Source organism: Paenibacillus sp. EKM206P (assembly GCF_011066155.1).
Lineage (GTDB): Bacteria > Bacillota > Bacilli > Paenibacillales > Paenibacillaceae > Paenibacillus > Paenibacillus polymyxa_D.
On record NZ_JAAMNQ010000003.1, the window covers coordinates 501,362 to 527,450 of the forward strand.

Consider the following 26,089-nt stretch of genomic DNA (forward strand, 5'->3'; position numbering starts at 1 on the left):
AACGAATCAAGAACGGCTGTCAAAATGAGTGCAGATGACAGCAACTGCCTGTTCAGGAATGACCAGTTTGCCGTACTCTTCCAACATAGCTGGTGTAACGGATGAGCCTTCTCCAAATTCAGCAAGAACCGCGATTAAAGCGGCAAGCTTGGACTCCTCTACTTCTTCTGGTTCCAAATGCAGAATCCATTTTCCTCTATAATGATACAGCTTACCTGCTTCCGTAGTGTTGCTACGAAGCATATGAGCCGCTTCTATGAGTACTTCGAAATCGCTAAACGCATAAACGATGGAATCACTATGCTCCAACGTGACTTCCATTTCGTAGACTTCCTCTGGAAGCTCCTCATCGGGACCCGAACCATACTGTTGATGGTCGTATTTACCCCGAGTGACGATAACAACCATTCCTTGAGCAGGAAGCGCAAAGACTTCGACAGCTAACGGTCCCGTGGCGTCGAAGCCCAGCTCACTGTATGCCTGATCCATCATTTCGGTAAACAGCTCATGAACTCTAGGAATTTCTTGCCACATATCGTCTTTTTGAATACCGCGTTCGCTCAAATCGTCAAAGGTAAGGAAAATCCGTATCTTGTCCTGACTTAATCTTTCTATTTTCATACTGGACCCTCCTCCTGGCAGCCGAGTGTTATTAACAGATTATGATGCAATTATGATGCCTGTGATGAAAATGGTTCTATGTAATCATGTTATCATTTTATAATCGTAAATGCACGCAATAAAAAGATAAAAAAAAGAATCATTTGAACGGCTTTTACAAAAAAGCCGCAAAATGATTCGGAATAAAGGTTTCTGGGTTACAATCCCGGTACGGCTGTATGAGTTTCTTTCAAAATTTGCTCGACCTCACGTTTAACATCGGGACTTGTGCTGATGAAGTCTTTAATCAACTTCATATTCTCTTCTTTGTTCTTGGCAGTATGGGCGTTATAAGCGGTTTTATCTGTTTGTGAATGATGGTCTTGATCCTTATGGGTGTCTTCTTTATTGAGCGTAATCTCGCCCATCCCGGGGAATGCCGCGTCCATCATTTTAGTACGGGCTTGCTGCACTAAATTGCCGCCTTTTTTTCCACCTATGTCCATAGATAAGCCCAACATGTTGCGGTTACGGGAGATCATAGAGCTTGCGACAGCGCCCAAAACGATTCCCAGGAAAAATGAAGATGTTTTCACAATTAGAACCTCCCTTTGTGGTAGAATCAAGCATAGTGTTCGTCAGTAGTGACAAACTCATACGGTATAAAATACAGGAAGGTGAGATGAAATAATGGGTACAAAAACAGCAGCCATTTTGTTCACCGCATGTCTGCTGCTTAGTGCTTGCACTGCAACCAAGCCTGAATCTGCGGCAACAAGCAACCAGCAGGATTCGGTAGCGTCTGACTCAAGTAACAGCGCCAAAGATCAGAGCAACGTCTCTTCCCCAAAAAACAGCAGTAAGCAAGCAGGCAGTGATGAACATAACTCAGCGGATAAAACCAATGCACAAAATGATAAAACCAGCGAAAGCAACGAAACAGGAGCTGCGACATCTGCAACTATCAATAACAAAATGTATCACTTGGACAAAGCTTACAATGTAATCCCTGACCAACAAGGTACCGAAAAAAAAGTCGTGTTATTGACCTTTGATGATGGTCCTAAGGAAGCAGCCATGATTAACAAAATCATAGATGTACTGGACAAACACAAAGCGAAAGCAATTTTCTTCGTAAACGGTTACCGTGTAAAAAAGCATCCTGAGTTGCTTAAGCTTATCCATGACCGTGGACAGCCCATCGGCAACCATAGCTGGGATCACATCGTGCTGAAGAATAAATCTGAGCCCGAGGTCAAAAAACAGATTGAAACGGTACAAAAAGCTGTTAAGGACATTACAGGCCAAGCCCCCGTCTTCTTCCGCCCCCCTCATGGTGCAGGCGGGGACGTAGGTCGCAAGGTCGCTAAGGAAAACGGTCTCCTATACATGACATGGTCCGTCGGTTCTCTGGACTGGACAATGAAAAAGAATCAGCCTAATAAAACGGAGGCACTTCTCAAAAATGTAACAGAACAACTTCATCCAGGCAGCAATATCTTGATGCACGAACTGCCATGGACAGCTGAGGCGCTGGACAGTCTATTGACGCGCCTTGAGCAAAAGGGTTACCAATTTGTCGATCCGCAAGGGATTGAGGTTCCTGCTAGCTAGTAGACACTTGCGTATACTCCGGATTAACTATAGATGATGCAATAAAGGCCTCCATTCTCCGTTATTCATGTGGAGATGGAGGCTTTTTCGCCGTATCATTACGCGCCTTGACCTAAGCACAGACGTCCATAATAACTTTATATTACCAAAGCATTTCACTGATGGGTGGTGCACCCTTGACGCCCCACCACAGTAATGCTGCAGTAATCAGCACAAAAAGAGTGCTCAAAAAATTTAAAAACCACTTGCTTACCCGAATACGGCGGGACGGAAACATTTCTGCCCGCGTTCGGTACTCACTGGCAGGAGTGTCACCCTCCATCGTCACAGCAACTTCTGGTGCAGCGGCAACGTGAGCCAATTCTGGCACGGGCCGTGAAGCACGGGAGCGAACTGGTTTAGATTTTGACCTGTCCTCTTCCTTGCCTTTGCGACCATTTCGACGGCTACCATAGGTCTGCACTCTGCTAAGTTCCTGATTCATTCTTCATACCTCCGAAAACGTAACGCTAAACCAGATATAAGGTCAATCACAAAATGACAAATGATCGGTGCCCACAGACTACCGGTCTGCACATATATGTAGCCCAATCCATAACTGCTAACAAAAACCCAGCCAGTGGGAATCCAATGCCGTAAATATCGGATATGAATCACCGCAAATAAAATGCTTGTCCAATAAGGACCAATGCTGTACTGAATCGCACCTCTGAACAAGAGTTCCTCACAGATAGAAACGATAGCTGCTATACAAATAATATGCCAAACCGGACGATTTTGAAATAGCATTTGGTTAATACCACCGTCATCCATAGCATCCTCAGGCATAATCCGGGATAGCAACAGATCCACAAGTAACATAGCGGCGGCCAATCCCAATCCCCACCATAAGACGTGCAGAGTGTTCGGCAATGCAAATAGTTCTAACAAATTTCTTTTCTGAAAAAATATCCAGATTGCGCCAATCAGCAGGGTCAGCCCCTGAGTTAGATACAAATTGTAAAGCAGCAAGCGGTCGTTCAATTCATGAATTTGCGCTCTTTTCCATTTCACTTTAAGCTTTTTCATAGTTAGTTAGTCCTCTGCATAGTCTTCTTTAGCATCATAGCCAAAAAGTCGGGCGGATTCAAGAAGACTTAAATCTTAATTTTCCGCATTCTGTAGCTATATATCTAGCCTGCTATCCTCACATGTCGCATGTCCTATTGACATGCCCATGTAAGCCATGATACATTATGAAAAAATTATTAGCGACAACAACAATGATGGAGAAAAGGTATTGATTTCGTCCTCAGAGAACCGGTGCTTGGGTGGAAGCCGGTGACGAAGTAACTACTTTCAGCGCTCCTGAGTTATTGCACCGAGGTCTGGGGAATATTTCCCGGCATTAGATGCAATCGGCAGAAAACCGTTATCCTTTCGGTCATTTTATGACCGCTGAAGGCAGTCCATTGCGAAATGGCTGCGAATTAGGGTGGTACCACGATAACTCTCGTCCCTTACTATGGAGATAGTATGTGATTCGGGGGTTTTTTTGATGCCCGAAAACCGCAAAGCGTCTCCGCATAAGACTTTTGGTCGTTAGTTTGGTGCATAATGCTATTCCATCCCTTTTCTGCGTCAATGCGTTATCACACTAGTATTTCACACCGCTCTCCTGTACTTTTAGAAGCATTTCAAGTTTTTTCATGTTCTTTATGGAATGTATTTCAGTTTGAAGTGCATCCTGTCCATAAAAGAAGTTAACTTTGAGGAGGAAACCAAATGTTTAAAGTGTTAGTATCCGATCCAATCAGTGACCTGGGCATCCAGCAACTGATGGATGCAGACGATGTCACGGTGGACAAGAACACAGGTCTCAGCGAGGATGAATTGGTTCAAATTATTGGTGACTATGACGCATTACTCGTTCGAAGCCAAACTCGGGTAACCGAACGCATCATGACGGCAGGTAAGAACCTCAAGGTTGTAGGGCGAGCTGGGGTCGGAGTGGATAACATCGACCTCGAAGCAGCAACACAACGCGGGATTATCGTTATTAACGCTCCTGACGGCAACACGATTACGACATGTGAGCACACTTTTGCGATGATGATGGCTCTAGCACGTCATATTCCACAGGCATATGCCAAAACCATTGGCGGTACATGGGATCGTAAAACATTCCTCGGTGTCGAACTGCGTAACAAAACACTTGGAGTCCTCGGCATGGGACGTATCGGCAGTGAGGTGGCTAAACGTGCCAAAGCATTTGGCATGAGTATCCTCGGCTATGATCCATTTCTAACGGAAGAACGCGCTGAGAAGCTGGGCATTAAGCTTGCGAGCGTGGATGAAATTATCCGCAACGCAGATTTTATGACCGTACACACACCATTAACACCGGAAACGAAACATATGATTGCTCGTCCACAGTTTGAAGTGATGAAAAAAGGAATGCGCATTATCAACTGTGCCCGGGGCGGAGTTATCGATGAAATGGCTCTTGTTGAAGCCATTGATGAAGGTATCGTTGCCGGTGCAGCTTTTGACGTATTTGAGTCAGAGCCGCCAGCACAGGACCACCCATTCCTGAGCCACCCGAAAATTATCGTTACACCACATCTGGGTGCCTCGACTGTCGAAGCTCAGGAGAATGTAGCTATCGACGTGTCCGAGCAAGTGCTGCATATTTTGCGTGATGAGCCTTTTAAAAATGCGGTCAACATGCCTCCAGTACCATCCAACGTCATGACGCAATTGCAGCCATATTTCTCGCTTGGAGAGAAGCTGGGCAGCTTTGCCGCTCAGATCACGAATCAGGCTGTACGTGAAATTCAGGTAGATTACGCTGGCGATTTGTCCTCTGTGGATACACAGCCGCTGACACGGTATATTTTGAAAGGCGTACTTAGCCGTCATCTGGGCAGCGATGTGAACATTGTAAACTCTGTACATCTGGCCAAAACACGTGACATCCATCTTGTCGTATCTCAGGCGCCCGCCACCAAGGGTTTTACCAACCTGATTACCGTTACACTCAAAACGCAGAGCGGCGAAGAGCAACGTGTATCTGGCACCCTGCTGGCAGGCTATGGCGAACGTATTGTTAGGTTGAACCAGTTCCCAGTAGACGTGGCACCGGAAGCTCATTTCCTGCTCATCTCGCACAATGATAAACCAGGCATTATCGGTCGTGTCGGCACCTTGCTTGGGGAGAACGGCGTCAATATCGCTTCTATGCAAGTAGGGCGTAAAATTGTCGGCGGAGAAGCTATCATGATCCTGACCGTCGATAAAGCCGTGCCGAAAGACGTACTGATTCAACTCGTTGGTTTGCCAGAACTAAATACTGCCCAAGAAGTAGTGCTAGATTAGTTCCAGACCCTATTGAGAGGTCCATGGTTTTATAATAAAGAGAGGCGCCTGGCTACCCAGGCGTCTTTTTCTTATACCGAGTTATCTATCATGTGAGTAATCATTTTGAAACAGGATGTTCCACGTTGAACAAGATAAATGTTGATTTTTCAACAAAAAGCACCCTCTTCCGAGGATGCCTGCAAACCGGGGGATATCAGATTGGGCTTATAAGCCTGTTACAGACCCAGCTTAGTTTTGCTGGAGATAGGCAGCAAAATAGTAAATTCCGTCCCTTCCCCCAATACGCTGGCAGCAGAGACAGAGCCTCCGTGAGCCTCTACAATATTCTTGACAATAGCAAGCCCCAAGCCAGTCCCTTTATCCTCACCACGTACTCTGGCTTTATCTGCCTTGTAAAAGCGGTCGAAAATATAAGGTAGATCCTCGCTGGCAATGCCTACACCTTCATCCTTAATCCGAATACGGATTAACTCATGCCGTTCTCCCAAAATTCGATCCGCCGCAATAGTAACCTTTTTCCCGCCGGGTGTGTGTCTAAATGCATTATCTAGCAAATTGGTCAATACCTGTTCCAACCGGTCTTCATCTGCCTCAGGCAGCAACAAACGCTGGCCATGCTCATGGTAATCGAGTGTCAGTCCCTGTTCCTTTGATCGTACCGTAAATTTACGGTGAACACGCTCGATCAACTCGTTCACATCCACTTCCTGTCGGTGCATGTCTGTATGACCAGCCTCCATTCGGGCCAGATCAAGCAGATCCTTGACTAACCTTCCCATGCGTAATGACTCATCATGGATGACCTGCACCAGTTCATCGGATTCTTCTGGTGAACCCGCCATACCATCCAGCAACGCCTCACTGTAGCCCTGCATCATAGATAAAGGTGTACGGATTTCATGAGATACGTTGGCCACAAAATCGCTCCGCATCTTCTCTAGCTTCACTTCTTCCGTAATATCTCTAAGCACAGCTACTGCACCGCGGATTGCATTATCCGTATACAGAGGCGCCATCTGCACCGACCAGGAACCCTTCTTGACATGGATATAGTCTCCGACATCCTCTCCCCTGTCCATAACGGTATGGAACAGAGACTGCAAAGGCTCAGGTACAGAAGCTCCAAACTCCTCCAGATCACGTTCCTGCCAATCCAGCTTTTCCCAGATATTCAGCAAACTTTGTGCCGGCGGATTCGTCAAGATGATTTGTCCGCTTCTGTCGAAGGTGATTACTGCATCAGACATGCTTCGCAGTACGCTGGATAAATGGTTTTTCTCCTCATTCAGACTGCGGATCGTTGCTTCCAGTTCCGTAGACATATGATTAAAAGTTTTCGCCAGTTCTCCAATTTCATCACTGGTCACCAGCGAAAGCCGAGTATCATACCTTCCTTCACGAATGGCATTCGCCGCCTGAATCAACAGCTGCATAGGCTGTGTGATTTTAGTAAAAAGAAATAGGGCAAAAAAGGTCGTCAATAAAAATCCGACTATACATGTATAGGTGAACAAATGCTTGATTTCCGTTGATTCATATGCCGCAAAATTTCTGTTGATGTACGGCAATAAAAAAAGCCCTAGAAAAATAAGCACAGAGCCTACAAGGCAAATGATGGTGATCCACAGCTTGCCTACCAGCGATCTCCAGAAGTTCACGTTATTTTGGAACCTCCAGCTTATAACCTACGCCCCACACGGTCGTAATCATAGCGGCTGCCTCTGGCGATACCTTATTCAGCTTTTCACGAAGCCGTTTCACATGCGTATCCACAGTGCGCAGGTCACCAAAAAATTCGTAATTCCAAACGTCTTTCAGCAGTTCTTCGCGTGAGAAGACTTTATCTGGTGACACCGCCAAATAATGCAACAGCTCGTACTCTTTAGGCGTGAGACTGATTTCAATCCCACCCGCAGTTACCCGGTGCGCATCATGCTCAATGATAAGATTCGGAAAAACAATACTATTGCTGGGTACCGCTTCTTTCGTTAAAAAGGCAGTTTCCGACGAACGGCGTAAAATCGCCTTCACCCGGTAAATGACTTCTCGCGGGCTAAAGGGCTTAACCACATAATCATCAGCTCCGACTTCAAAGCCTTGTACACGGTTCACTTCCTCGCCTTTGGCAGTCAGCATAATCACAGGTGTAGCTTTGGTCTGACGCAGCCGTGTACACACCTCAATCCCATCCATCCCTGGAAGCATCACATCGAGCAAAATAATGCTGTAATCGCTTGCAGTCGCTTTTTGGAGGGCAATCTCGCCATCCTCAGCTTCGTCAATTGCATATCCTTCTTTTTCCAGATACATCCGCAGAAGGCGTCGAATGCGTTCTTCATCATCTACAATTAATATGCGGTTGCTTTGTTCTGACATATTCCCAGCCCCTTCGCTAAAAAAAGCATTCTCTCTATTTTACTATTTTCCCGTGCTTGGTCAAACTTTACTCTCATCCAACAGTCTCTTTACACCAAAAAGGCCGGGGTTATGACCCCCGTCCTGTCCGTTTCTTTTTCGTGTTGTCTGATTTGGCAAGTTGAATGAGACGGTTGATTTCGTCCTTGGTTAGGGGTCTGGTCAGACCGCGCTTCAAGTTTTGTAGCAAAAGATCTCCGAAGGCTATCCGCTTGAGTCTGATGACTGGGTGTGAAATGGCCTCAAACATCCGTCTTACTTGGCGATTTCTGCCTTCATAAATGGTAATCTGGATCACAGACTCCTTACCATTCGGATCTACATCTTTATATTCTACCTCGGCTGGTGCAGTAATGCCATCTTCCAGCACGATTCCCTTTTTCAGCTTGTCCAGCTCAGTACCATGTGGAACGCCTTTGACTGTTGCCACATATGTCTTGGGCACATGATGCTTGGGATGGGTCAGCAGATTGGCGAACTCGCCATCATTGGTGAGCAACAGCAGTCCTTCGGTGTCGTAATCGAGACGTCCCACCGGATATACGCGTTCCTTAACGCCTTTCAGATAGTCTGACACGATTTTACGGCCTTCCGGATCGGAAGCGCTCGTAATGACCCCTTTAGGTTTGTTCATCATCAAATAGATTTTTTTCTCGGTTTTGATCGGGCGTCCCTTTACCGTAATCATATCTTGATCAGGGTCTGCCTTCGTTCCCAGTTCAGTTACGACAACCCCGTTCACTTCCACGCTACCCGCCTGAATAAGCTCCTCACATTTACGTCTGGAAGCTACACCCGCTTGGGCCAATATTTTCTGCAATCTTTCCATGTTCGCTAATTCACCTCATGCTAATGATACCCATCCATGAGCAAAATCACAACCCCCGTTCAAAAAACGATGCAGAAATTAAAATACAAGCAGGCAAATCGCAATGGCTGCCACAAAACCAACCACATCTGAAAATAGTCCTACCTTCAAAGCATACCGTCCATTGCGGATACCTACCGCACCAAAATATACAGTTAGCACATATAGCGTCGTGTCTGTGCTGCCCTGAATCGTTGAAGCGATCCGACCGATCATGGAATCCGGGCCATAGGTGCGAATTAGATCCGTCGTAAACGCAAGTGAACCAGTGCCCGTCAATGGACGAAGCAAGCCTAAAGGCAATACCTCGCCCGGTACACCCCAGTGTTTAATCCAAGGGGTAACCCAAGAGATCAAATAGTCCAAGGCGCCGGATGCTCGAAAAATGCTAATCGCCACCATCATGCCTACGAGATGAGGAATAATGCTGATGGCGGTAGAAAATCCGTCTTTGGCTCCATCCACAAAAGAATCGTAGACAGGGACCTTTTTAGCATATGCATATAAAGGAATAAAAGCGAGAATAACCGGAATGGCCCAAGTCGATACGAGGTTTATAAAATTAAGCATGCCTCCCTCATCCTTTCCAAGTGGTGTCCCTGCCCTTGGCAGCCGTGATTCCCGTTCGCGGAACGGCAGGTAAAGATGCGGGCAACGTAGTTGAAGAGGCAGCAGATGTTGGTGCTGGTGGGGCGAGTGGCGCCAAGGATGACTGGGACGGCGGAATCGCCGGAGGACGGCGGCGCAATTCTCGACTACGGTACCAACGATCCGCCGCAATTGCAGCAAAGGTGGCTATTGCGGTCGCTACCAGTGTCGTACCGACGATTTCTGCCGGATGTGCGGAATGAAAATTTAGCCGTATTGCGATCAACGTCGTAGGAATAAGCGTAATACTGGCTGTATTCAGGGCGAGAAGCGTACACATGGCTGGTGTGGCGGTTTGCTTATCTGGATTGAGCGTCTGCAGCTCTTGCATCGCCTTGATTCCCATCGGTGTGGCTGCATTCCCCAGGCCCAGCAGATTGGCGCTCATATTGGACAGAATGTAACCCATAGCGGGATGATTACGCGGAACATCAGGGAAGAGAAAGGCAACTAAAGGAGAAAGAAGCTTGGATATTTTCTGTAAGAGCCCGCCATCTTCAGCCAGCCGCATCATGCCCATCCAGAACACCAGCACACTTATCAGTCCAAAGCACACTGTAACCCCCGTAGTTGCCCCGTCAAAAGCCGCTTTCGTCACCACCTCAATATTTCCCTGCGCGGCAGCAAATACAAATCCAATACAAATCAAAGCCACCCATATGAGATGAATCATGGCTGATTCCTCCTTTTCCCAATGATGTGACACGTACAGCTCTATTTCCTGGTTGCCCTATGCTCCAAACAAATTTTTAAGGATTTCGTTCCATCTGCTCGTCCAACCTCGTTGCTGAGTATTGTTCGCAGGTTCCTGTGCAGTTGGAGTCTCCTTCTGTGGCTGTACGGTATTTTGAGCAGGCAGCTTACTACCTTTTGCATACACAGGAACAGAACCGATAAGTTTACCTTCCAAAAGGAATTCAACCCGTCCTCGTAAGCCAAAAGATACGTCCGCTCTATCGGCAGAAGCGGAATTTTTATACAACACCAGTCTTTTGTGCAACTGGGTTTTCTCGCCATCATGTAAAGGATAGGCAAAGCTTGTACCTGTTAATAGTGGGTAACCATCGATAGGTTGCTGCTTGTCCGTAATCGGAATGAGCGGATAATATCGGAATCCGTAATCAAGCATACGGGCATGATCGTTCCAATCGTCCCCGTCATTCAAGGTAACAGCAGCGAGCTGACGACCGTCCCGTGTAGCCGAACTGACCAGACAGCGAAACGCTTTTTTGGTAAAGCCTGTTTTCACCCCATCAGCTCCGTCATACAGCCGCAGCATTTTGTTTTTATTGTGCCATGAGTAATCCCAAGAATCGTTGGGATTCGGTGCTTTTTTTAATTCTGTTTTTACGATACGGGCAAAAGTTGGATTATGCAGCGCATAAGCAGTAAGCCGGGCCATATCATTGGCTGAGGAATAATGTCCCTCGGCATCCAGCCCGTGCGGATTAGCAAAATGTGTATGGCTTAGCCCAAGCTGAACCGCCTTGTCGTTCATCAAATGAACAAATCCCTCTTCTGTCCCCCCCACATGCTCAGCAATGGCAGAAGCGGCATCATTACCAGAACGGAGCATTAAGCCGTACAGCATATTTTCCAATGACATTTGTTCACCCATTTGCAGAAAAAGCGAGGACCCTTCTTTGGCATACGCGGTTGGGCTCACCTTTACCCGGTCCTGCAAGCGTCCATGTTCAATAGCCACGATCGCTGTCATAATTTTGGTCAGGCTGGCAATACGTAGCTCCCGGTCACCTTCGGTAGAATAAATGATTCTTCCTGATGTGACATCAATTAAAGAAGCAGCCTGTGCATGGGTTCCTAATGCGGGCGGCGCTACTTCTGTTTTTATCGCTCCCCGAACGGACTGCGGACTTAGCAACGTAAGCGGCAATGATAAAATAAGCAGTAGTACCAGCGGCAAAACAAATGCGCGTGCCTTATTCAAGAAATGGCTGTGGTCCGCGTGAATGTGTTGCTTTTTTTTAAACATTTGGATTCCTCCGGTTTTAAACAAGTCTTGTACCATTCTATGTCCAAGCTGTTCAAAGTATGTCCACCTTTATAACAGAAAATTCCTTTACAGGACTAGCCATTAGCTGCTCCTTTTTGGCTTTCTTTCTACACAAACCAAGCAACATGCCCTCCTGAGCACATATATATTAGTTACTAAACGTTAAATATGGATCGAGGGGTTATAACATGCAGCGACTACAGTTTGAAATGATTTTAAGATCGCGGATTGTAGAGTCCGCAGAAGCATTGCATCGAAGCGGTGTATCCTTTGCCACTTTTGCTACCGCACGTTGCAACCCGCAATTTTGGAATTTAACGGAAAAAGGTGGCTTTCAGATCAAAGCAGGTGTCACACCAGCCCAAGGCATCAGAGATATCTTTTTAAACGGACATCAATACGCTTTTGAATGTGCAACAGCTATGGTTATTGTGCTGTACAAAGGAGTGCTGGATTCCATTCTGGAAAGTGAGTTTAATCGGATTTTTGCAGATATGCTGCTGTATGACTGGCACTATGACAGCGACCTCAGGCTCATACAGCAGGAAGGAAGTCATAAAGCGGCTCCTGGCGATATTCTGTATTTCAACAATCCGGATGTGTCGCCTGAAACATTAGAATGGAAAGGAGAAAATGTCGTTAAGCTGAAGGAAGACTTGTTTTATGGACATGGGATTGGCATCTTGCCGGCGAAGGGTATTATCGATTCCCTGAATCAACATCGTCGACCGGAAGCCACGGTATCTGCTTATTTGACGGATGAAGTGATCTATCCGGACTTCATCTACCTATCGCAGTTTGCTGCCGAAGGAAATCGAAAAAATGAAATCTCCTCGCTGCATACTTTGTATCAACTGGAATACTGTCACCAAATACATGCTGTCATTGGGGGAAGGCAGTTTATTCGGGGATAGGCCCAAGTACAAGCAGAAAAGAAGGTATTCCTTAGCCTATACTCGGCTTTGGGATACCTTCCTGAGAGAATGCTTTTAATTTCAATAACTTTTACAAGTAAGCCGGGCCAGAATTACTGTGATCCGTAGCAACATCTACAGGTACCTGTGGGGGGGGAGTCTGCAAGTCGCCGCCTGAATTCCGGAAGATAGACTGAACCTTATCAATCAGGTATGGCGTGGAGTCAATCAGCTTCTCAATCAGATGCGTTTGATTGTCCAATGGAACGATTTGTGCCCCCTGTTTGCCAACAACCAGAAAAGCAATGGGATGAATAGATACACCACCACCGCTACCGCCTCCAAAAGGATGCCCTTCCTTCCCGCTATGATTACCCGACGCCGAAGAAGTATGAAGTGCCTCTTCGTCTACGTTAAAATCACTTCCCCCGGCAGCGAAACCAAATCCCACCTTACTGATTGGCAAAATAACAGAACCATCGGGTGTTTCCACTGCGTCTCCTACAATCGTATTCACGTCTACCATGGCTTTGATGTTTTCCATTGCGGTTTGCATGAGCCCTTGAATCGGGTGATCTGACATGATTTATTCCTCCTCTGCTTATCTCAAGCGTAGACTGCCTTTTCTTTCGCTATTGTGCGCAGGGGTTCAAGGAAATATGTATGTCATTCGATAGTTCAGAAAGGATTGAGTCTCACCTCTCTCCACTGTTTATCATTCATTGTTAGCTTGACGATCCGCCGCATTTTTTTTGAAAAAAACCCATTTCCATGCCTCCGGTCCACCCGGAACGCGCCATATGCGGTAAGATAAGATGAGCATGGAGAACATTAAATAGCCGAGCGATACGTTTGCTTCACAGTTCAAAGTGGTGGTAAAACGCAAGCGATCCACCCAATAGGGCACAACATACAGCTTAGGGGTACAATCCATGCGTACAAAGCTTGAAGCATAACCGATCAAGGTTGTTTTTAATCCCCACAAAATACCAGTTGAGGTAGCTGTATATGCCGCGTCAGCAAGACTAATGTTGGTAGACCATTCCACTTTGGACATCGTCACATGTGCCAATGTATGTCGCAACCATTTATTAAAGGATTTCGTTCCCTTGAGCAAAACCCGTATATCATGTATAAATTGCTTGATTTTTACTGTATCAATATTACCGCTATCCACGGAAGCATCCGTTTTATGTATGTTTTTGTTGCGATCTAGCCGATAGAGAAGCCCTTTTTTCAACCCTGTTATGAGAATGGCCGGCACATCGTAATTCATTTTTATCATCCCGTATAGAAATCTGATCTCTAGATGCGCCCGATCATCATTGTCATGTTTGGCAATATTCAGCTTCAAACGAATACGAGAGAGCAGAACTGCCAGTACAAGTAATATAACGACGATGATGGCGATACTGATCCATTTCCACACTGGCGTGTCCTCCCTACCTTTTTGCTATAGAATATCATGGCAAAAATAGTATGACCGTTCGCCGGAAAATCATGCATCTTAAAATACCAACAGCCAGCCCCCAACGATATGAGGACTGGCTGTCTGTTTGAACTTTTACATAAGTGAGCCGCAAGATCCGGAGCAACTTTATTGGAATTCAAGATCTAGATCGTTGGCCGCAGGCTGGCTACTCTCCAGACGCTCGAACAATAATTGAGTCTCTTCCTCCAAATTGTCCGAATTCTCGAACAGCTCCGGTTGCGGTAGATCTGCCAGAGAGCCCAGACCGAAATAATCCAAAAATGATTTCGTCGTTCCGTACAATATCGGCCGTCCGATGGCTTCAGCTCGACCTTTCTCTTCAATGAGCTCCTTGTTGACCAGTGTATGTATGGCCCGCTCGGATTTAACCCCCCGAATCTCTTCGATTTCAACTCTTGTAATGGGCTGGCGGTAGGCCACAATGGCCAGCGTCTCCAAAGCAGCTTGAGACAGTGACGCACGTGCCGGAGAGTATGCGAGCTTTTCAAAGTAAGGTGCATGTTCGGATAAAGTTGCAAGCTGATAATGACCGGCAATACGGACAAGTTGCAGGCCTCTTCCCCCCTGCTCCATGTCCTGCTTCATATCTTCCAGGCACTGTTCAACCAGCTCTTGCTGCTGCTCTACAATGTCGGCGATCTGCTTGGTGGACAACCCTTCCTCTCCTGCTAGAAACAGCAGTCCCTCAATAATTGATTTCAGCTTCAGATAATCCATTAACCCGTAAATCCCCTCTCCACTCCATTACAATATCATCGAAAAGCTTCTCCTGATAACAGAAAATTTGCTTCATTTTCATCAGTTCAAGGATAGCCAAAAAGGTCACAACCACTTCATGCCGATACATATCCTCATGCATCAGCTTGGAGAACAGCAGCCGTCCTCCATTCCCCACCATCTCTAAAGCCCCGATAACTTGCCGGATACGGTCCTTGACTGAAATTTCGTCCCGATGAACACGGGTTACCGTCGTACGTCGTTCTGCTTTGCGCAAAGCACGCTGAAAGGCTGCGACCAAATCGCTTGCATGCAGCCCATGCACCGGATTTACGGGTTCAGTGGGCAGGAATGCACTCAGATCTTCTGGCTCTTTGCCATAAATTAGACTCCGCTCCCACTCACGTTCACTTAGATGGCGAGCAATCCCTTTATATTTACGATACTCCACCAGCTTGCGGACCAGTTCCTCACGTGGATCATAATCCTCTTCCTCATAAAAATCCAAATCGTCATATTCCATCACAGGTGGCTTGGGAAGCAACAATTTACTCTTAATGGATAAGAGCGTCGCCGCCATCACCAGAAACTCGCTCGTAATGTCCAGTTCCAGCTCCTGCATACTGTGCAAAAAAGCCATATACTGATCAGTAATATCGCTAATCGGGATATCCTGAATGTCGATTTCGGCTTTATCAATCAGATGCAACAGTAGATCCAGCGGACCCTCGAATGTTTCCAGCTTGTAGTTTACGACTGTCAATGTGCTTCCCCCTGCCTTACTCCAATCATCATTCAACAATACCTTTCCCTATAGCACTTATGCTCTGCGTTATCAATCCCTCTTTCTGTAGTATATACGTCATCGCCTTGCTTAACAATCCAATCCCTTTTTTCCCCTTGCAGTTTATACCGTTCTATTCAGCTATTCCTATCATTAAAATTGCTTGCCGAGATTGGCCATTTCAATCGCAGCCAGTGCTGAATCCCAACCTTTATTACCAGCCTTCGTACCTGCTCGTTCAATAGCCTGTTCAATGTTTTCTGTAGTCACTACCCCAAAAATAACAGGTACTCCCGTTTTTAGGCTGCTCGCTGCCACACCCTTGGCCACTTCATTGCAGACGATATCATAATGTGAAGTAGAACCACGGATGACCGTACCCAGCGTAATTACGGCATCATATTTGCCGCTTGCAGCCATTTTTTGCGCAATTAGTGAAATTTCAAATGCACCCGGAACCCAGGCTACATCAATTTCATCTTCCTGTGCACCATGTCGTTGAAGTGCGTCAATTGCACCGCTTAACAGCTTGCTCGTAATAAACTCATTAAATCTGCCCACCACAATACCATATTTTAAACCGTTCGATACAAGATTACCTTCTAGAAAACGTGCCATAATTAATCAACCTCTCTTAATTTAAATTATTTACAATGACAAACGACGACGGTAGTCCACCAAATGCTGAATACTGATCAGCTTCAATTGATGTCGCTTAGCGACCAATGCCAGATCAGGCAGGCGGGCCATTGAGCCATCTTCCTTTATAATTTCACAAATGACTCCAGCAGGCTTGAAGCCACTGAGTCGAGCCAGATCAACAGCCGCCTCCGTGTGACCAGCACGCTGCAAGACACCCCCATCGCGAGCAATCAGCGGGAACATGTGACCAGGCTTGCGGAAATCACTTCCTGTGACTGCTTCGTCTGCCAAGGCGCGTACAGTCAAGGAACGCTCGGCCGCTGAAATCCCCGTTGTTGTCTCCATATGATCTACCGATACCGTAAAGGCAGTACCGTGGAAATCTGTATTTTGCTCTACCATAGGATGCAATTCCAAGGCCTCGGCTCTTTGTCGTGTGATCGGCACACAGACCAACCCGCGACCTTCTGTAATCATGAAATTAATGACCTCAGGCGACGCTTTTTCAGCCAAAGCGATAAAATCGCCTTCATTTTCTCGCTGTTCATCATCCACTACAATGACGACCTTACCGTTTTTTAAGTCCTCCAACGCTTCTTCGATGGAATCCAAACGAATCTCTTCGTCATGTTCCAACTCGCCATGCTCTATGACGTTTGCCATTGCACTTGTTTGGCTACCTCTATCCATAACACTTTCCTCCTTATGTCTTGTGCCACGAATGCTCCTAAACAGGCTTACCATTCAATATCAGGCAAAGCCGTGTTTCGCCAAATAGTCCAAACTGAGAGGAGTTTTTTCTACTCTCTCCGCCTCCGCTGCACCTCTGTAATCTAAAAGCTGTTCTACATATTTGCCCAAAATATCGCATTCGATATTGACGGTATCCCCCTCACGTTTGGCTTGTAAGGCCGTTTCGGATAAGGTGTGGGGAATAATGGATACGGCAAAGGTATCTCCCGTACGCTGTGCGACTGTGAGGCTTATACCATCAATTGTGATTGACCCTTTGAGAAGAATATATTTAAATAATGTTTGATTTTTAGGCTCAATTTCGAACACCACTGCATTCTGGTCTGATGTCACCCCGCGAATCGTTCCCGTCCCGTCCACATGTCCTTGCACGATATGTCCTCCGAACCTTCCACTCGCCGCCATCGCTCGCTCCAGATTGACTCGGCTGCCGGATCTCAACTCTTTCAGATTAGTGCTACGAAAGGTTTCCGGCATCACATCAACCTTAAAGTCTTTCGTACCGATCTGTATCGCCGTCAGGCAAACGCCATTCACTGAGACACTGTCTCCTATTTTTAAATCGCCCAACACCACGGAACCCGAAATCCCCAGCACCATCGCTTCACCGCTTTTGGAAATGGTTTGAATACGACCCACTTCCTCGACCAATCCGGTAAACATGCCTTCACTCCTTTCCACTACATCTCAGTTTATCCCTAATTCATCAGCTATAAGCGCAAAAAAACCCCAGTTCGGATTCAATCCGTCATGGGGGTGATGAGAGTCACATTTGTAGTATACAAGCGCAGTTCATTTGCATCTTAAGACGACATGAAATCATAGGTTTGCCAATAGAAAGCATGACTGAGTATACAACCAAATACGCTCAGAACACCCATCAAAAAGAAAGCTTAAGCAAGCTATCGCCCGATGCTGTCCTACAACGAAATAAGCCGTACGCACAATTGGGTATGCTAAAAATCGGCACATGTCACGTCATGCACATGCGCTTCGTATCCTTCTCCCATCCAGACTATACTGTCGGTCCCGGATTTGCACCAGGTCCACCTTCTGCTGATCATTCAGCATCCGGGTCACGGACTAAGCCATGCTGTTTCTCACAAAAACGATCCACAAACATGTCATCACCGCCGGTGGGGAATTTCGCCCCGCCCCGAAGGATCTTGCTCTTATTTAATTGAATTAACATTAAACTTGTTACGTATATTAGCACCGACTTCTAAAAAAAGCAAGTTATCAAATAGAAGCTCCTGCTTTGGTTTTGACATATTGGCTGGAGAGTTCTTCAAACCAGGTTTTATCGTTCATATGAAGCGCCAAGTCAATCAGATCGGCCAGTTCCTCGACTCCCAGCTCTGTTGCATGATCAAAGGTAATTACGGCTGAAGCAACCGGTCCTCGCCCTTCCTCAGAACATGCTTCATAATCCAGTCGTACATCAACATGTCCGTCAATAAACTCGCATTTTAGAAAATAAATAATTTCGCACATTAAAATGGGGCGTACTTGTGTTTCTAACACGCAATCCATCACCTTGGCAGAATAATGCTGGTTCGTCAGCGTAAATTTGTGTTCTGTCGCTGCCAGCGAGGTCCGTCCAAAATCATCCGTAAACTTGAGTTCCACTGGCTTGATGTTCATAACCTTAGGGATCTGTTTCTTTATAATTTCGATTATTTCAACTGTATTCAGCTTAATCATTACCTGCACCTCATTGCATCTTAAAATTCAGAAGAAAACTTTTTAACGTGCCTCTTATAGGCCTCCACTCCTATATCGGAAATCATTACCTGTTTTTTTATGCTTCAACCCATAAACGACAAAAAAGATTCTTTGCGCAATAAGCGCAAAGAATCTTGATCGAGCCACTACAGTAACAGCGGCTAACAATGTTAATCGATGATTATGCAAAAAACAGGATTATAGCTCTGAAATTTCATGTTTCTTTTTCAGGATAGTCCAGCGACGCTCAATCTCCTGTTCAAAGGTCGCCAGCGTAGCCTCCTCCTTAATAAGATGCTTCGTTTTACCCATTAATTTCAGCCATTCAGCAGCTGGAATTCGTTTTCCTTTGTCCTCCGGATTGTACGTAATCGTCGTACTGCCTTGCTCTATTTCGTACAAAGGAAAGAAACAGGACTCGACTGCGGCGCCCACAATGCTGGTACCCAGTCTGTCTTCGGATTTCCAATTCAGCGGACAGGCGCACAGGATTTTACCATAGGCCGTACCCACGTTGTTTGCATACCATTGAGCCTTGGCTGCTTTACGCAGCATATCCTGCGGATGACTTTCAGCAGCGGTAAAAGCATACGGAATGTTACAAGCAGCCATGATTTGCACGGTATCCTTGTGATGCCCTTGCTTTCCTTTTTGCATTTTACCTACACCCGACGTACTGGTCATGTGACCGAGCGGAGTGGAGTAAGATTGCTGTGAACCTGTATTCATGTACCCCTCGTTATCATATTCCAGCATGATTAGCTTATGATTACGCAGAGCCGCACCAATCGCAGAACCCATACCAATATCCATCCCACCGTCACCACTAATCATGATAAAGGTCGGATCGTCCGACATCTCAATTTCATTACGCCGTTTCATTTCCATGTAAGCTTCTAGCGCTCCTGAAAGGGTAGCGGCCCCGTTTTGAAAAAGATTGTGGATCATCGGTTGTTTGTGTGATGTATATGGATACCCTGTCGTCGTCACATATACGCAGCCTGTCTGGAACAGCACGACAATATCCCCTTCAATACCTTTGAAAAACAGTTCCAGCGCAGACAATGCCCCACATCCTGGACAAGCTCCGTGGCCTGGTGAAAGACGCCGTGGTTTGGTTGTCAACGACCGCAAAGGGGGTACCTTGACCTTGAGCTTCCCGGTCTCCTCGTCCGGCGTAACCTGAATCAGACCCGTACGGTAATCATTACCACGTGGCGGCTGCATAACTTGCGGCATCACCTTGTCCGGTGAACCCGAATTAATTCCGTAGTAATCAAAGGGCTTCTCTACTCGTCCGGCCTCTGCCGCCTCGATTGCAAGCTGGAAGAACGCCTCTGCATCTTCTGCATAAAAATCTTTGCCGCCCAAGCCAAAGATACGGCTCAACACGAGTGTCCGATTCAGCGGGTCCTCCTGCAAGGCCGCTTTAATTTCATGCGTTAAATTACCGCCGTCTGCCCCATACGAGTCTGCACGCTCACCTACCAGCAACGCCTTGACATTGCGTAATGCTTCCCGCAGTTGTGCGGCTGGGAACGGTCGGATGATGTTCGGACGTATCACACCAGCTTTAATTCCGCGCGCGCGGAGTTGATCCGCCACATCCTTGGCCGATTCAGCCGCCGAATTCAACAGAAATACCGCAACCTCAGCATCCTCCATTTGATACAGATCTAAAATCGGGTATTCCCGACCGGATAAAGCGGCATATTCTGCTGCTACCTGCTCATATACTCCTTCTGACAGCTTCAGTGCTTCGGACAGCTGAACATGATTATTCGTCAAGTCATCGCCGTTCATATGCGCGCCCACAGTAACAGGATGATCAAAATCCGTAATATTCGGATAATTTAAGTTCGGGTTAGGACCTACAAAACCACGCACGGTCTCAGCATCGGCAAAATATTGCACTTTACGTTTTTGATGGGACGTATAAAAACCGTCATATGCGACCATTACAGGCAGCCGAACATCGCTGTGCTCTGCAATTTTTAGTGCCATAATGTTCATATCATACACAGCCTGTGGTGTACTTGCCGTCAAAATGACCCAGCCTGTATTCAAACCATAGTACAGATCCGAATGATCTCCGCGAATATCTAGGGGACCACTGACAGCTCGTGTCACCAGATTCATAACCATAGGAAAACGGGTACCTGACTGAACAGGTAACTGCTCCAGCATGTACAGGAAACCTTGCGAACTAGTGGCGTTCACCACCCTCGCTCCCGCTGCGGCAGCTCCATAACAAATCCCTGCCGATCCGTGTTCTCCGTCTGCTGCAACCAGCTTAATATTATGCTGACCTCTCGTTCTCATCTGATCTAGATACTGCGCTACCTCGGTAGATGGAGTAATCGGGAAATATCCCATCATATGATAATTAATCTGCGCAGCCGCCGTTGCTGCCATTTCATTACCGGATTCGAACGTTGTCACTTGCGCGGCGCCTGTCTGTTTGAGTTCTTCCTCCAGTTTTGCCATTACGCACGCCCTCCTTCATATACCGGAAATTGGTGGGCAACTCGATTCTGTTCAGCCCATCCCCATTGCTCGCGACGCGAGCTTAGTGCCCCCGATGGGCAAATATCTACACATTTCAGACATCCTTTGCAATACTGGTAATCAATCCCTTGCAAAAATGGCATCATTCTTCCGCGTTTGTCTGCTTGCTCTTCCCATACAAAACAGTAATCCGGGCAAATCGAATCACACTTGGCACAATGGGTACATTTATCAACTTCATATTCAGGCACATACCCCTGACGTGAACCACTAACATCTCTCGTTATGCTGTTTCCCTGAGTTGCAATAACGCCCCCCAGTAATTGCGTTTCGTATCCCAGCAATGGCTGCGGACGTTCAAAAACCCGATCCTGCGCGTCATCAGTAACCGGATATACGTGCAGTTCCATTTCATCATAACCACGGTTAAACGTACGCAGATTAGGTTCCACTAACAGTGGATTTTTCTTTTCAAAGGTACTGCGTATAACCGATCTCATCGCTTCCGGGTCCAGGAAGTCACAGACACGGAACAAGGCACCGAGCATGGACGTATTTAGTTTGGTTCGCTCTTCCAGTGCGATGCCCATCGCATCCACCACCGCTAATGTTCCGGATACCAGTCCCAAATCAGCCCGTATTTCTTCTGCTGGACGCGTGGAATTAACCACTACAATCCCATCCGCTGGCAGTCCGCTGATTACATTTACCGTTTTGTATAACGTTTCATGGAAAATGCCTACCACATGCGGTTGCTCAATCGGACTGTGATCCCGAATATCGACTTCTGGCTCACAGAAACGGACGAAACTTTTAACCGGAGTTCCCTTTTTTTCCGAACCGTAGGACGAAAAATTTGAAGCATTCAGCCCCAAACCAAGCACCCCGGTTTCGGCCAACATTTTGCCAGCCAGATTAGCGCCGAGTCCACCAATGGATTCCAGCCGGATTTCAAAAAATCCGAGTCGATTTGTGCTCGTTAAAATAGACAATGTGATAAGCCCCCTTCTTTTCCAATCCTTAACGAGTTTGAATACTCATATAAAAAAAATTGGAAATTGCATTCTTATGAAAAGGCTATCACAACACTTACTTTTCGAATGTGATCTTACGCACTGTAATGCCTACGTGATTGCGAAAATCAATAAACCGTCAAACAAAAGACAACAAAAGCCGCCCTGTCCAAAGACAGAACGGCTTAGGTGCAACGCTATTAAAAAAAGATCATGTAATTAACGGTAAAATTACACGTCAAATACTTTAACCTCTTTCATTTTGTCGCCTTGCTTTACAGCATCAATGAATTCCATACCTTTGGTTACTTTACCAAATACAGTATGTACTCCATCTAAATGTGGTTGTGGAGCGTAGCAGATAAAGAATTGGCTGCCACCTGTGTTGCGACCTGCATGAGCCATGGACAGAACGCCTTTGGCATGCTTTGTTGTATTCGTAGCTGTTTCACAGTCAATCGTGTAACCAGGACCGCCTGTACCGTTACCGATCGGACAACCACCTTGAGCAACAAAGCCAGGAATGACACGGTGGAAGCTCAAACCGTTGTAGTAACCGCTGTTTGCCAGCTTTTCAAAGTTAGCAACGGTGTTTGGAGCTTCTTCTGGGAAAAAGTCAATTTCGACGATACCGCCGTTTTCAAGATCTATTCTACCTTTTTTCATTGTTTGTATCTCCTTTTCAACCTGTTTTGAGAACTAAATAACATCAAGTTCCAGTTTACTATGAATTGCCGCGCTTAGCAAAGTCTTGTCCAAAAAAAAAGGGCCATTGACCCCGGTATATGATTACCGACTCAATGGCCTGCTTGATCTTACAATGTTAAAATCAGGACGAAACCGTAATCTTGGCGTTGGGCTGAACCGCCGGACTGGCTTGATCACGAACCAAGCGCTGTGGCACAACATCGTTGCGTACGATATCTTCGTAGGTTTCCCGACGCACCACCAACTCGGCCTCACCGTTGTTGACAAATACAACTGCAGGTCGACGTATTCGGTTATAATTACTCGCCATCGAGTAATTGTAGGCTCCGGTTGAGGCAACAGCGAGCAAGTCGCCGCTATTTATACGAGGCAGCTCTACATCCCAAATCAGCATATCGCCGCTTTCGCAGCATTTGCCCGCAATGGACACCGTCTCTTCGTTCGTATCCTGCGCTCGATTAGCCAGCATCGCTTCATACTTGGCCTGATACAGTGCAGGGCGTGGATTATCTGTCATCCCACCATCTACCGAAACATATTTACGTACTTGCGGAATATCCTTGATGCTTCCTACCGTATATAAGGTCGTGCCTGAATCGCCTACAATACTGCGTCCCGGCTCAATCCAAATTTCTGGAAGTTCATCGTAAAGTCCTGAAAAATAAGTTTTCACCGCTTCGCCGATAGCCTGCACATAGGTGGAAACTTTCAGCGGTGTGTCCTCCTCTGTGTAGCGAATGCCAAATCCCCCACCCAGATTAATCACTTTGAAAGAAAACTGAAGCTGTTCCTTAATTTCTCTGGAAAAAGCTGCAACCCGTTCAGCAGCCATTTGGAAGCCATTCACTTCGAATATTTGCGAACCGATATGAGAATGTACCCCCAGCAGGTTAAGATGATCTAGCTTGATAGCCTGTTCCACTGCTTGGCGTGCTGTACCGTTCCCAATGTCAAAGCCAAATTTCGAATCTTCTTGACCTGTGGCCATATATTCATGCGTGTGCGCCTCAACCCCTGGTGTAACCCGCAGTAAGATATTCACCTGCTGTTCCTTCTCAGAGGCAAGGGCCTGCAACAAATGCAACTCCATTTCGCTATCGACGACGAAGCAACCAATTTGCGCATCTAACGCCATTTCAATTTCTTCCGGTGTTTTGTTATTGCCGTGAAAATGGATTCGTTCTGCCGGGAACCCTGCTTGTAGCGCAGTAAATAATTCTCCACTGGAAACAACGTCAAGCGACATCCCTTCTTCAGCAGCTAAAGCGCACATCGCCATAACACAAAACGCTTTGCTTGCATAAGCAACTTGAAACTTCAATCCAGTTTCACGAAAAGCTTCTATGAATTCCCGGCAACGCCGGCGGACTAACTGTTCGTCAACAATATATAGCGGCGTGCCAAAACGCTCTTTCAAAAGCGTTGTATCACAACCGCCGATCTCCAAATGTCCATTGCTGTTAATTTTACTGCTTCCATGCAAATACATGTTCTGGCGCCTCTCTTTCTGGAACAAGCTAGTCATATTCCATCGAATGTTTACACCAGTATAGCAAAAAAAACATCAAGAACAATGGATTTTTATGCAGATCATTTATATTAATGCTCCTGTCCATTGCCTGAGTTCGAATCTGTGTCGGCATCCGTATGGGGCATACGCGTATTGTCCCTCGTTTTGTTAGATGACGGGCGGTTAGCCGCATCTAGTACAGGCATACGGAACAAGATGGAAGCTAACGCTTTGGCATTAAAAGGAATGAACGGCCACAAATACGAAGAATTATATGACCGATGCAGCGTCAGCATCAAAATGATCAGTGTCGTACCCACGACAAAGCCCGGTACGTGAAAAATCGCAACAGCAACCAGCAGGAATAGTCGAATCAGTCTATTTGCCAGCCCCAGCTCGTAGCTCGGTGTTGCGAACATTCCTATGGCAGCGACAGCCATATACAGCACGACCTCATTCACGAAAAGTCCCGTCTTAACCGCTATATCACCGACCAGAATGGCTGCGATCAAGCCCATAGCGGAAGCCAGTGGTGTCGGAGTATGCACAGCCGCCATTCGCATGAGATCGACCCCTAGTTCCACGATGATAAACTGTGCAATCAGCGGAAGATGTGCTTCCTTTTGAGGACCAATAAAATCAAGAAAAGCTGGTTTTAATTCGGGATTGATGACCATTAGCAGCCACATCGGAAGCAGAAACATTGAGGCGAATATGCCTAAAAAACGTACCCACCGCAAATAACTTCCCATAAAAGCGGTTTGCCGATTTTCTTCTGCATGCTGACACAAGTCAAAAAAAGTGGTAGGCAAGATCATCACGCTGGGTGAGGTATCTACGAAAATAACGAGTCTCCCTTCCATAATATGCGATGCCACGACATCTGGTCGCTCCGAATATCGTACTAATGGATATGGATTCCAACCTTTATTGATAATCGTCTCCTCTAATTGCTTATCGGCCAGCGGAATACCATCCAAATTAACATTTTTAATTTTGTCTCGTACAGTATCCACCATCACCTTATCTACAATATCGTCAATATAGCCCAAGCATACGTCCGTTCGAGTTCGGCGTCCGACCTGCATAGCCTCAAATTTAAGTCCTGGGTCCCGCAAACGCCGGCGTACCAGACCTACATTTGTAAGCATTGTTTCAGTAAACCCGTCGCGGGCACCGCGCACAACCCGCTCCAAAGAGGGTTCCTCTGGACTACGCACCGGATAATTACGGGTATCCAGAATAAGGGAAAAACGTTCACCTTCCATGAAAAAGGCACTCATCCCCGTCAGTACCTTGTTAATGACGACTGACATCTTATCTGTCTTCTCCACCTGAATATGTGGAATAAAGTTTTCGAAATACGCTTGTAGTCCATCGGAAGAGAGATTATCCGGCGTCAGATAGGTGAGCCGCTTTAGCACTTCAAGCATAATTTGATCCTTCGCAAAGGTATTCAGGAACAGATATCCAGTATGACGCCCTCCCAGTGTCATTTCCCTGAATACGACATCAAAGGTCTCCCCCAAACCTAATACTGTTTCAAGTGTATTCTTGTTATCCTTCATCCTCGGCGATATATTATCTTCGGCCTGCCAGTAGCGAACGGACTCCTCTACGTTATCAGATCGCTCACTCTCTTTTTTGTGTTTAAAACGTGCAGATTCCTGCGCCTGCTTTTCCTGCCATGGACTCAACTTTTCTTCGCCAGTATGATATTCCCTTCCGATTACCCCGTCTTCTTGATGCTGCTCCCGATGCTCTTGATCCGCTCTGTGATCCATATTCCTTGTCCCCTTCGCTT

At 46.4% G+C, this 26,089-nt stretch carries 26 protein-coding genes, 1 riboswitch and 1 other annotated feature; of the genes, 3 read left to right on the top strand and 23 right to left on the bottom strand.

Going from position 1 to position 26,089, the window contains the following annotated elements:
- Positions 1–6: 6 nt before the first annotated feature.
- Positions 7–621 carry a genetic competence negative regulator gene (locus tag G9G53_RS09055; protein WP_013310751.1) on the bottom strand — a complete coding sequence of 205 codons (615 nt, stop codon included), beginning with the start codon at positions 619–621 and terminating at the stop codon, positions 7–9.
- A 197-nt stretch (positions 622–818) separates the two neighbouring features.
- Positions 819–1,196, bottom strand: coding sequence for a hypothetical protein (locus tag G9G53_RS09060; RefSeq protein WP_029517316.1), 378 nt, complete (start codon positions 1,194–1,196; stop codon positions 819–821).
- A gap of 94 nt (positions 1,197–1,290) precedes the next feature.
- Here G9G53_RS09060 and G9G53_RS09065 point away from each other — a divergent pair, with 94 nt between their 5' ends.
- Entirely contained in the window at positions 1,291–2,214 is a 924-nt protein-coding gene (locus tag G9G53_RS09065; protein WP_029517315.1) for a polysaccharide deacetylase family protein, read from the top strand.
- A gap of 142 nt (positions 2,215–2,356) precedes the next feature.
- Here the strand turns inward: G9G53_RS09065 and G9G53_RS09070 are convergent, their stop codons facing one another.
- Both G9G53_RS09070 and G9G53_RS09075 read right to left on the bottom strand, forming a co-directional pair.
- On the bottom strand, positions 2,357–2,698 hold the full coding sequence (locus G9G53_RS09070) for a hypothetical protein (protein WP_029517314.1): 342 nt from the start codon (positions 2,696–2,698) through the stop codon (positions 2,357–2,359).
- Complete coding sequence (locus G9G53_RS09075) at positions 2,695–3,282, bottom strand: type II CAAX endopeptidase family protein (protein ID WP_165147012.1); 588 nt, start codon at positions 3,280–3,282, stop codon at positions 2,695–2,697. The genes G9G53_RS09070 and G9G53_RS09075 overlap by 4 nt, the downstream gene beginning before the upstream one ends.
- 185 nt (positions 3,283–3,467) lie before the next feature.
- Positions 3,468–3,717: a binding site (T-box leader), on the top strand.
- Between the two features lie 261 nt (positions 3,718–3,978).
- Between G9G53_RS09075 and serA the strand changes: the two genes are divergently transcribed.
- The gene (gene serA / locus G9G53_RS09080) at positions 3,979–5,571 is read left to right on the top strand and encodes a phosphoglycerate dehydrogenase (RefSeq protein WP_013310756.1); all 1,593 of its coding nucleotides are present in this window, start codon (positions 3,979–3,981) and stop codon (positions 5,569–5,571) included.
- Positions 5,572–5,789: 218 nt separating this feature from the next.
- On the opposite strand, the gene G9G53_RS09085 is transcribed toward serA, so the two are convergent.
- The 6 genes from G9G53_RS09085 to G9G53_RS09110 all read right to left on the bottom strand — a co-directional run bounded on the left by G9G53_RS09085 (position 5,790) and on the right by G9G53_RS09110 (position 11,498).
- Positions 5,790–7,232, bottom strand: a complete 1,443-nt coding sequence (locus tag G9G53_RS09085) for an ATP-binding protein (RefSeq protein WP_165147015.1) — start codon at positions 7,230–7,232, stop codon at positions 5,790–5,792.
- Between the two features lies 1 nt (position 7,233).
- Positions 7,234–7,950: a response regulator transcription factor gene (locus G9G53_RS09090; RefSeq protein ID WP_029517311.1), complete on the bottom strand. Its 717-nt coding sequence runs from the start codon at positions 7,948–7,950 to the stop codon at positions 7,234–7,236.
- Positions 7,951–8,059: 109 nt separating this feature from the next.
- Positions 8,060–8,818, bottom strand: a complete 759-nt coding sequence (locus tag G9G53_RS09095) for a pseudouridine synthase (protein ID WP_023989197.1) — start codon at positions 8,816–8,818, stop codon at positions 8,060–8,062.
- 78 nt (positions 8,819–8,896) lie between these two features.
- On the bottom strand, positions 8,897–9,427 hold the full coding sequence (locus G9G53_RS09100) for a spore maturation protein (protein WP_013310760.1): 531 nt from the start codon (positions 9,425–9,427) through the stop codon (positions 8,897–8,899).
- Positions 9,428–9,434: 7 nt separating this feature from the next.
- On the bottom strand, positions 9,435–10,178 hold the full coding sequence (locus tag G9G53_RS09105) for a nucleoside recognition domain-containing protein (RefSeq protein WP_029517310.1): 744 nt from the start codon (positions 10,176–10,178) through the stop codon (positions 9,435–9,437).
- 57 nt (positions 10,179–10,235) lie between these two features.
- Positions 10,236–11,498 carry a D-alanyl-D-alanine carboxypeptidase family protein gene (locus G9G53_RS09110; RefSeq protein ID WP_165147018.1) on the bottom strand — a complete coding sequence of 421 codons (1,263 nt, stop codon included), beginning with the start codon at positions 11,496–11,498 and terminating at the stop codon, positions 10,236–10,238.
- A gap of 209 nt (positions 11,499–11,707) precedes the next feature.
- Between G9G53_RS09110 and G9G53_RS09115 the strand changes: the two genes are divergently transcribed.
- Entirely contained in the window at positions 11,708–12,433 is a 726-nt protein-coding gene (locus tag G9G53_RS09115; protein ID WP_165147021.1) for a protein-glutamine gamma-glutamyltransferase, read from the top strand.
- Positions 12,434–12,524: 91 nt separating this feature from the next.
- On the opposite strand, the gene ytfJ is transcribed toward G9G53_RS09115, so the two are convergent.
- The 13 genes from ytfJ to G9G53_RS09180 all read right to left on the bottom strand — a co-directional run bounded on the left by ytfJ (position 12,525) and on the right by G9G53_RS09180 (position 26,069).
- Complete coding sequence (gene ytfJ / locus G9G53_RS09120) at positions 12,525–13,016, bottom strand: GerW family sporulation protein (RefSeq protein ID WP_029517307.1); 492 nt, start codon at positions 13,014–13,016, stop codon at positions 12,525–12,527.
- A 132-nt stretch (positions 13,017–13,148) separates the two neighbouring features.
- The gene (locus G9G53_RS09125; RefSeq protein ID WP_165147024.1) at positions 13,149–13,862 is read right to left on the bottom strand and encodes a DUF2953 domain-containing protein; all 714 of its coding nucleotides are present in this window, start codon (positions 13,860–13,862) and stop codon (positions 13,149–13,151) included.
- Between the two features lie 168 nt (positions 13,863–14,030).
- A complete protein-coding gene (scpB, locus tag G9G53_RS09130; protein ID WP_165147027.1) occupies positions 14,031–14,642 on the bottom strand; it encodes an SMC-Scp complex subunit ScpB in 612 nt (203 codons plus the stop codon).
- Positions 14,611–15,405, bottom strand: a complete 795-nt coding sequence (locus tag G9G53_RS09135; RefSeq protein ID WP_029517304.1) for a segregation and condensation protein A — start codon at positions 15,403–15,405, stop codon at positions 14,611–14,613. The genes scpB and G9G53_RS09135 overlap by 32 nt, the downstream gene beginning before the upstream one ends.
- 174 nt (positions 15,406–15,579) lie before the next feature.
- A complete protein-coding gene (gene ribH / locus G9G53_RS09140) occupies positions 15,580–16,044 on the bottom strand; it encodes a 6,7-dimethyl-8-ribityllumazine synthase (RefSeq protein WP_023989205.1) in 465 nt (154 codons plus the stop codon).
- Between the two features lie 30 nt (positions 16,045–16,074).
- Positions 16,075–16,758, bottom strand: a complete 684-nt coding sequence (ribB, locus tag G9G53_RS09145; protein ID WP_165147030.1) for a 3,4-dihydroxy-2-butanone-4-phosphate synthase — start codon at positions 16,756–16,758, stop codon at positions 16,075–16,077.
- 60 nt (positions 16,759–16,818) lie between these two features.
- Entirely contained in the window at positions 16,819–17,484 is a 666-nt protein-coding gene (gene ribE / locus G9G53_RS09150) for a riboflavin synthase (protein ID WP_165147033.1), read from the bottom strand.
- Positions 17,485–17,815: 331 nt separating this feature from the next.
- Positions 17,816–17,989: riboswitch (FMN riboswitch) on the bottom strand.
- Positions 17,990–18,060: 71 nt separating this feature from the next.
- Complete coding sequence (locus tag G9G53_RS09155; protein WP_029517301.1) at positions 18,061–18,525, bottom strand: IDEAL domain-containing protein; 465 nt, start codon at positions 18,523–18,525, stop codon at positions 18,061–18,063.
- Positions 18,526–18,744: 219 nt separating this feature from the next.
- Positions 18,745–21,033, bottom strand: coding sequence for a thiamine pyrophosphate-dependent enzyme (locus tag G9G53_RS09160; RefSeq protein WP_165147036.1), 2,289 nt, complete (start codon positions 21,031–21,033; stop codon positions 18,745–18,747).
- Positions 21,033–22,046, bottom strand: a complete 1,014-nt coding sequence (locus G9G53_RS09165) for a 2-oxoacid:acceptor oxidoreductase family protein (RefSeq protein WP_029517299.1) — start codon at positions 22,044–22,046, stop codon at positions 21,033–21,035. The genes G9G53_RS09160 and G9G53_RS09165 overlap by 1 nt, the downstream gene beginning before the upstream one ends.
- Before the next feature lie 252 nt (positions 22,047–22,298).
- On the bottom strand, positions 22,299–22,733 hold the full coding sequence (locus G9G53_RS09170; RefSeq protein ID WP_013310775.1) for a peptidylprolyl isomerase: 435 nt from the start codon (positions 22,731–22,733) through the stop codon (positions 22,299–22,301).
- 163 nt (positions 22,734–22,896) lie between these two features.
- Positions 22,897–24,264 carry a diaminopimelate decarboxylase gene (gene lysA, locus G9G53_RS09175; RefSeq protein WP_069012713.1) on the bottom strand — a complete coding sequence of 456 codons (1,368 nt, stop codon included), beginning with the start codon at positions 24,262–24,264 and terminating at the stop codon, positions 22,897–22,899.
- Between the two features lie 110 nt (positions 24,265–24,374).
- A complete protein-coding gene (locus G9G53_RS09180) occupies positions 24,375–26,069 on the bottom strand; it encodes a spore germination protein (protein ID WP_029517297.1) in 1,695 nt (564 codons plus the stop codon).
- Between the last annotated feature and the right edge of the window lie 20 nt (positions 26,070–26,089).